The 7,299-nt window shown below is 54.1% G+C and carries 10 protein-coding genes and 1 pseudogene; 5 read left to right on the forward strand and 6 right to left on the reverse strand.

Going from position 1 to position 7,299, the window contains the following annotated elements:
* Positions 1–278: pseudogene (locus NCN04_RS05635) on the forward strand (hypothetical protein); the annotation flags it as partial.
* A 56-nt stretch (positions 279–334) separates the two neighbouring features.
* Here NCN04_RS05635 and NCN04_RS05640 read toward each other — a convergent pair.
* The 6 genes from NCN04_RS05640 to NCN04_RS05665 all read right to left on the reverse strand — a co-directional run bounded on the left by NCN04_RS05640 (position 335) and on the right by NCN04_RS05665 (position 4,718).
* Complete coding sequence (locus tag NCN04_RS05640; RefSeq protein WP_250395443.1) at positions 335–496, reverse strand: DUF4278 domain-containing protein; 162 nt, start codon at positions 494–496, stop codon at positions 335–337.
* Between the two features lie 150 nt (positions 497–646).
* A complete protein-coding gene (locus tag NCN04_RS05645; RefSeq protein ID WP_250395444.1) occupies positions 647–1,420 on the reverse strand; it encodes a type 1 glutamine amidotransferase in 774 nt (257 codons plus the stop codon).
* On the reverse strand, positions 1,417–3,126 hold the full coding sequence (gene ureC, locus NCN04_RS05650; RefSeq protein WP_250395445.1) for an urease subunit alpha: 1,710 nt from the start codon (positions 3,124–3,126) through the stop codon (positions 1,417–1,419). The genes NCN04_RS05645 and ureC overlap by 4 nt, the downstream gene beginning before the upstream one ends.
* Before the next feature lie 3 nt (positions 3,127–3,129).
* Entirely contained in the window at positions 3,130–3,450 is a 321-nt protein-coding gene (locus NCN04_RS05655) for an urease subunit beta (protein ID WP_250395446.1), read from the reverse strand.
* An 11-nt stretch (positions 3,451–3,461) separates the two neighbouring features.
* Complete coding sequence (locus NCN04_RS05660; RefSeq protein WP_011620764.1) at positions 3,462–3,764, reverse strand: urease subunit gamma; 303 nt, start codon at positions 3,762–3,764, stop codon at positions 3,462–3,464.
* Positions 3,765–3,827: 63 nt separating this feature from the next.
* On the reverse strand, positions 3,828–4,718 hold the full coding sequence (locus tag NCN04_RS05665; RefSeq protein ID WP_250395447.1) for an urease accessory protein UreD: 891 nt from the start codon (positions 4,716–4,718) through the stop codon (positions 3,828–3,830).
* A gap of 109 nt (positions 4,719–4,827) precedes the next feature.
* Here NCN04_RS05665 and ureE point away from each other — a divergent pair, with 109 nt between their 5' ends.
* The 4 genes from ureE to NCN04_RS05685 all read left to right on the forward strand — a co-directional run.
* A complete protein-coding gene (ureE, locus tag NCN04_RS05670) occupies positions 4,828–5,295 on the forward strand; it encodes an urease accessory protein UreE (protein WP_011620762.1) in 468 nt (155 codons plus the stop codon).
* Positions 5,292–5,960: an urease accessory protein UreF gene (locus NCN04_RS05675; protein WP_250395448.1), complete on the forward strand. Its 669-nt coding sequence runs from the start codon at positions 5,292–5,294 to the stop codon at positions 5,958–5,960. The genes ureE and NCN04_RS05675 overlap by 4 nt, the downstream gene beginning before the upstream one ends.
* Positions 5,960–6,562, forward strand: coding sequence for an urease accessory protein UreG (gene ureG / locus NCN04_RS05680; protein WP_250395449.1), 603 nt, complete (start codon positions 5,960–5,962; stop codon positions 6,560–6,562). The genes NCN04_RS05675 and ureG overlap by 1 nt, the downstream gene beginning before the upstream one ends.
* A gap of 117 nt (positions 6,563–6,679) precedes the next feature.
* The coding region (locus tag NCN04_RS05685) for a transporter substrate-binding protein (protein ID WP_250395450.1) at positions 6,680–7,299 on the forward strand (620 nt) is incomplete at its 3' end.

A 7,299-nucleotide genomic window follows, 5' to 3' on the forward strand; every position in this document is an offset into this window, starting at 1 on the left:
CCTGCTTCCTGCAGAAATACTCGTCATATCCATGCGATGGCCTGTATTCCTTGAACATCTCACTAACAGTTGTTGGGGGGTATCCAAAAACTGGAGTGCCTCTTGCTCAGGTGTTGTTTGTTACTGATTCCTGGATCGTTCCTTTAACTCAAGCTTGGCTTCTGCCTTTTGGTCGTATCGATCACGTATTGCTCGATTTGCGAGTGGACTATCTCGATCAAGCGGTGGGCGAACCTATGGAGATCAATGAGCGCAGTCAGGATCTCTGGGCGCAATAGTTGCGCGATCAGTTGTCAGAACTGCGCATATTGAACCGGACGATTCAGCGGACGTATTAGAGACCGCGGTACGTCAGTTGAATGGATGTTTTCTGGGCTTTTACCTTATGAGCTGGATACACACTCACACTGCGGCAATAGTTGAGCTGCACATTGGCTTGGTGTGCTGCGTCATTGTGTTGCTGGTAGGTGTGGCCCCGGTATAGAAGAGTGGTCATAAGAAGTTCCACGAAGCAAGCTCAGGTCCCCGTTCCATGGCCTGAGTCGAACTGCGCCTCGTAAGGGAGCGAGGTGAACGCTGCGTATCAGTTGATACGGCAAAAGTATTTGATTCTTGGCAAATCCTTGGCGCTTGCTTCGATACAAACTTATAAAAAAGTCTTGTTTTCTGTGTTGAACTGGTTCGTCAAGTCCGTCAGGATTTGACCCATGGCAATCCGGCCGCGGCGTTCAAGCGTTGCTCCGATGGTGGTCCACTGTTGCTTCAGTAGGGCAGGCCCATCGCGGCCTAGGGCGCCCACTACGTAGTCCTGGTCTTCAGCGATCCAGCGCTTCAGTGATTCTGCGCTGACCTCCCAGTGGCACTGCACTCCTGCGGCATGGTCGCCGATTCGGAAGAGTTGCTCCGGGCAGTGCAGAGATGAGCCCAGCAGGCTGGCCTCGACAGGTAGGCGAATACGGTCGCCATGCCAATGCAGAACGGGCTCGCTCACGTGGAGCCCCCGTAGCCAGGGATCGTCGTTCGGATCGATTACCCAGTGGATCGCACCGATGCCCACCTCCCGCAGCGGTTGGGGTGGTTCTCCAACCTGCAGCGGTTCAACGGTTCCTCCCGCTGCAACGGCCAGCAGTTGCGCGCCGAGGCAAATGCCGATGACCGGTTTCCTCTGTCGGTGCCATTCCACGAGCCAATCAAGTTCGTTTTGAAGCCAGGTCAGGTTGGACCGGTGGCGATCGTTCACCCCCATCGGCCCTCCCAGCACTAACGCGATTGTGTTTGGGCAGGTGCTGGGATCGGGGAGGGTATCGCCTCGGTTTGGTCGCAGGATTTTGATCGTCATTCCCCGCTCGATGGCGAGGGTGCCAATTAAGTCAGGTCCCTCGCGATCAACGTGCTGGATCACCAACAGGGTGGTGGTCACAGCAGCAGATAACGCTGGGCGAGGGGCAACTCCTCCGCTGGCTCGCAGGTTAGGAGCTCGCCATCGGCGAACACCTCATAGGTCTGTGGATCCACGCTCATGTTTGGTAGTGCAGAGTTGAGCTTCAGATCACTTTTGCCAACGTCACGCGTATTTTCTACGGCAATACAGGTGCGTTTCAGTCCAAGCTTGCTTTGGATGTTGTCGTTCATGGCCGCATCGCTCATGAAGGTGAGGCAACTGGGTGCAAGCGCTTTGCCGAAGGCAGCAAACATCGGTCTGCCGTGGACTGGACCAGGCGTGGGGATTGAGGCATTGGCATCCCCCATTTGGGCCCAGACGATTGACCCGCCTTTGATAACGAGTTGAGGTCGTATTCCAAAGAATCCTGGTTTCCAAAGCACGAGGTCGGCGAGTTTGCCTGTTTCCACGGAACCCACCTGACTGCTGATGCCATGGGCGATTGCCGGATTGATCGTCACTTTGGCGATGTAGCGCTTGAGGCGGTGGTTGTCGTTTCGGCTTGAGTCTTCTGGTAAGGCGCCGCGTTGAACCTTCATTTTGTGGGCTGTTTGGAAGGTGCGTGTGATCACCTCTCCCACGCGTCCCATTGCTTGGGAGTCGCTAGCGATGATCGAGAAGGCGCCGAGGTCGTGAAGGATATCCTCAGCAGCAATGGTTTCGCGGCGGATGCGTGATTCTGCAAAGGCCACGTCCTCTGGGATTTTTGGATCAAGGTGATGGCACACCATCAACATGTCGAGGTGTTCCTCGAGAGTGTTGCGGGTGTAGGGCCTGGTTGGGTTGGTGCTGCTTGGCAGCACGTTCGCTTCTCCGCAGATTTTGATGATGTCTGGCGCATGCCCGCCTCCGGCACCTTCGGTATGAAAGGTATGAATCGTGCGTCCCTTGATGGCTGCGATGGTGTCTTCCACGAAACCGGCTTCATTGAGCGTGTCGGTGTGGATGCAAACCTGCACATCCATGTGGTCAGCAACGGACAGACAGGCATCGATCGCGGCAGGTGTGGTGCCCCAATCCTCATGAAGCTTTAGTCCACAGGCTCCCGCTCGTACTTGTTCCTCCAAGGCTTCTGGAGTGCTGGCGTTTCCTTTACCGAAAAAGCCCAGGTTCACGGGAAGTCCTTCTGCTGCCTGCAGCATTCGGCTGATGTGAAATGCACCCGGGGTGCAGGTGGTTGCATTGGTTCCGGTGGCGGGTCCCGTGCCACCGCCCATGAGTGTGGTTACCCCGCTGGCCAGAGCTGTTTCAATCTGTTGGGGGCAGATGAAGTGAATGTGGGTGTCAATGCCACCTGCCGTGAGGATGTGTCCTTCACCGGCAATGGCCTCCGTGCCTGGCCCGATCACGATGCTGACGCCTCCCTGGATGTCGGGGTTCCCTGCCTTGCCGATGCCAACGATGCGGCCATCTTTGAGGCCGATATCGGCTTTGACGATGCCCCACCAATCAAGGATGAGGGCATTGGTGATCACGGTGTCAACGGCTCCTCCAGCCCGGGAGGTTTGAGATTGGCCCATGCCATCGCGAATCACCTTTCCGCCGCCAAACTTCACCTCATCGCCGTAGGTGGTGAAGTCCTTTTCCACTTCGAGGATGAGTTCGGTATCCGCTAAACGAATGCGGTCTCCAGTGGTTGGCCCATAGGTTTCGGCGTATGCCTGGCGGGAGATGCGATAGGGCATGAATCAGGCGTCGAGGGGTCCGTTGATGTTTCCGTTAAAACCGACCACGCGGCGTGCTCCAGAAAACGGGATCAAACTCACGTCGCGGTTGTCACCTGGCTCGAAGCGAATGGCCGTACCGGCTGGGATGTCAAGCCTTTGACCGCGTGCAGCGTCACGGTCAAAGATCAAGGCTGCATTGGCTTCTTGGAAATGGAAGTGGGATCCCACCTGCACGGGGCGGTCTCCGCTGTTGGCAACGGTGAGGGTCGTGACCTCTCTGTTGGCGTTGAGTTCAAGTTCGCCGGGTTCCGGTAACAATTCACCGGGGATGAGGGGTGCCATTAGAAGAAGCCTTAGCGAATGGGGTCATGCAGGGTCACGAGCTTGGTCCCATCGGGAAATACAGCCTCGATTTGGACTTCATCGACCAACTCTGGAATGCCCTCCATCACCTGGTCGCGGCTTAACCATGTGCTGCCTTCCTGCATGAGGTCGGCCACATTCTTCCCATCGCGTGCTCCTTCTAAAACCAAGAAACTGAGCCATGCCACAGCTTCAGGATGGTTGAGCTTGAGGCCGCGCTGGAGACGACGTTCTGCCAAGAGCGCAGCCGTGACGATCAGCAGCTTGTCTTTTTCTTGAGGGCTGAGGTGCATGGTGACCTTGCTCTCTTTTTAGTTTCTATCGCTCTGTAGCAGCGGAATGTTCAATGTGAACCCTTATGGCCTCAATGGATTTTCTTGTAAAGGCCAGACCCTGGGAATCTTTGGCGATGCCAGGTTTCGCGCTTGACGGGTGCGAGCCCAAATCCTGCTGAACCAGAAACGGGCATCTCGACTGGAGAAGCCGCTGTATCGGGCGATCAGTCCCTGAGGGAGTGCGCCGCAATGCATCTGTCCTTCGAGAGCCTTTCGATCTTGGCGAATGTCATCGAGGAGGTTGTTGATCTTGGTTGTTTGGAGAGGGAAGGGTGCAGCCCAAACCAAGGTGCCGAAGACAGGTTGTTGATTGAGTCCATGGAACCCCTTCAGCGCGTCGTCGCTGATTTCGAGTCTGTCAACAAGTTCCCAACGCCTTCCCTCAGACGTTTGGCGTTGGATTTGAACGTCTGATCTCCAGCATCCCTGTCCCAATGTTTCGTTTGCGGCAGTGCGTCCGAGACGCACAATTTCAGCGCTGAGAAAGGATCCATCCATGGGCAATGTGACGCTGAGGTTTTGTTCAAACAAAGCATCGGCATAGAGCACAAGTTCTTGCGGAAGCCATTCCAAATCACTATCCGCATCAAGCTCTGCCGAGACCTGTTGGCGGGCCCAAGTTCCCAGCGGATGGAGCTGGCTTCGACCTATGGATCCATAGATCTTTTGCGCGGCCACGCTTGTGAGTAAGCAGCGACTGTTTGGTCTTAAGCCGAGGTTGATGCTCAATTGGTCTCCCCCCACAAGGCCACCAGCGGTATGAAGCAGTGGCAGCTCGCAACGCCCGTTCTCGCCCCGTTCGGCCCGCATTAATTTCAAGGGGGCGGTGCAGCCCCCTTGAAATTGACTGCCACTGCTGCCCGCAACAAACTGCAGGTTGCAGGTGCCGTGCCATGGATCAAGTCGTTGCATCAACGCACGCTCGACGCCAACTCTCCTCAGCTCTGTAACAAGGACTACCAAATGATGGCGTGCTGTTTGGGCAGTCTTTGTGGCGTGATCTCTTTGGTTGTCTGAACCCTTGGATGTTGGCTTGACCGTGTTGGACCATCGCCTCTTGTCTGAAGAGCCGTGGCCGAACGGCTCCCTCGCTGTGATGGAGTTGCCGTTGAGCGCGGATCAGCGCACGGTGCTGCGTGGACGTCGTCGAACTGCTTGTGGTCGAGACGTGTTGTTGCAGCTGCCGCGCGAGCGAGCCTTGATGCCTGGTGATCGCCTCACCGATGCGCATGAGCAGGTGCATGTTTTGGTAACCGCTGCTCTTGAGGAGTTGTTGCGGGTGGAAGCAGCAACGCCGCTGGCATTGCTGGAGGCTGCCTATCACCTAGGGAATCGCCATGTGGCACTTGAGTTGCATGAGGATGAGCTGTTGTTACTGAATGACTCCGTACTCGAAACCATGCTTAAGGGTCGTGGATTGAAGCTGACACGGTGTTGTCGTTCATTCATGCCGGAAGGCGGTGCTTATATCGCCCATCAGCACGCATGACATCGCTTGCGTTATTGCAGTTGGTAAGCCCTGCTTTGCCTGTTGGTGCTTTTAGTTATTCCGAAGGTCTTGAAGTCTTGATCCAGGATGGTTCTTTGATCAACGAATTCGATCTTCAACAGTGGATTGAAGCTGAGCTTCAGAGGGGTGCATTGAGGTTGGAGGCTGCGGCGCTAACCCCGTTGCGTGTTCAGCTTCAAAGCTGGGAGGAAAAAAGGTTAGAAATGCCCAGTGACTTGATCAGTCTCGATGGGTGGTTGCTGGCTTTGAGGGAGTCGGCTGAGATGCGTGCTCAGCAAGGACAGATGGGTGGTTCTTTGCTGAAGTTGATGGCTGATCTTGGACATCCATTGCCTCAGCCATTGGTTTTGGCGTGGCCTGCGGCCTGGGCTTGGGCTGCCCTGTCGTGGAAGATTTCTGAGCTGGAGATGGTTGAGGGTTATCTCTATGGCTGGGTTGCAAATCAGCTCAGTGCGGCGGTCCGCTTGGTGCCGCTGGGTCCCACCACGGCCCAACGGATTCAGCAGCGACTGTTGCCGATGATTCGTGATCAGGCGAGTGTTTTAAAAGATCAAGATCCGCACGCGCTTTGGTGTGGTGGTGTTGGTGCAGGGCTCGCCCAGTTGGCTCATGCTGAGTTGTATTCACGTTTGTTCCGGAGCTGATGAGCAGCAAACTCAGGCTTGGAGTCGCCGGTCCGGTGGGCTCAGGCAAGACAGCACTCGTGGAAGCGCTTTGCAGGAGATTGCGTGATCGCCTGCAATTAGCAGTTGTGACCAATGACATCTACACGCAAGAGGATGCTCAATTCCTCACGCGCTCAGGTGCATTGGAGCCCGAGCGTATCCGTGGGGTTGAAACCGGGGGGTGCCCCCATACGGCGATACGAGAAGACTGCTCCATCAATCGAGCTGCTGTGAGTGAACTGGAGCATCAATTTCCTGGACTTGATCTGGTGATGGTTGAAAGCGGTGGAGACAATCTTGCGGCCAGTTTTAGTCCTGAACTTGTCGATCTTTGTATCTATGTAATTGATGTAGCGGCTGGAGACAAGATTCCTCGTAAAGGTGGACCTGGAATTACACGGTCTGATTTATTAGTCATTAACAAGATCGATCTGGCCTCTTTCGTTGGTGCTGACCTCGGAGTCATGGAACAGGACACATTAAGGATGCGGAGGAATCGACCCTGGTGCTTTACCAATCTTCGTACTGAAGAAGGACTTGATTGCGTGGAAGAATTTGTGTTGCAACAGCTACCAAATTGAAAAATATTTGGTTTCCTTATTAAAATAAAGTTCCTGTTGATACAGGAATATCTTTCTCTTGATCTGTACCTTGCAAACTCCGACGTTGAAGCGTCGTTTCTCTTGTTTTTGGTACTCATGAGCTCATCGTTGTCCAAGCGTCTATTTGCCGGCATCGCCGCAGCGTCGCTGGGTCTGTCTGTCACTGCTTGTGGTGGTGGCGGCAGTAGTGACAGTGCAGGTGGTGATTTCGATGGTGAAATCAAAGTTGGGATCCTTCACTCACTGAGTGGAACGATGGCAATCTCTGAGACAACTCTTAAGGAAACTGAGGAGATGGCTATTAAAGAGATTAATGAAGCAGGTGGAGTGAAAATCGATGATAAAAGCTACAAAATCACATATGTTTCAGAGGATGGGGCCTCTGATTGGCCGACATTTGCTGAAAAGTCTCAAAAGCTGATTGATGCTGACAAAGTAGCTGTTGTTTTTGGTGGCTGGACCTCTGCAAGTCGGAAAGCCATGCTGCCTGTATATGAAGCAAAAGATCATTTCCTGTTCTATCCAATCCAGTACGAGGGACAGGAATGCTCCAAAAACATTTTCTATACAGGTGCTGTCCCCAACCAGCAGGCAGAACCAGCGGTGGATTGGCTCTTTGACAAGTTCTCTGATAAATATGGCAAAAAAGTATATTTAGTTGGTTCAGACTATGTTTATCCACGTACAGCTAACACAATTATTAAGGAACAGGTCAA

Origin of the sequence: Synechococcus sp. MU1655, from assembly GCF_023630655.1 — a bacterium.
Taxonomy (GTDB): Bacteria; Cyanobacteriota; Cyanobacteriia; order PCC-6307; family Cyanobiaceae; genus Synechococcus_C.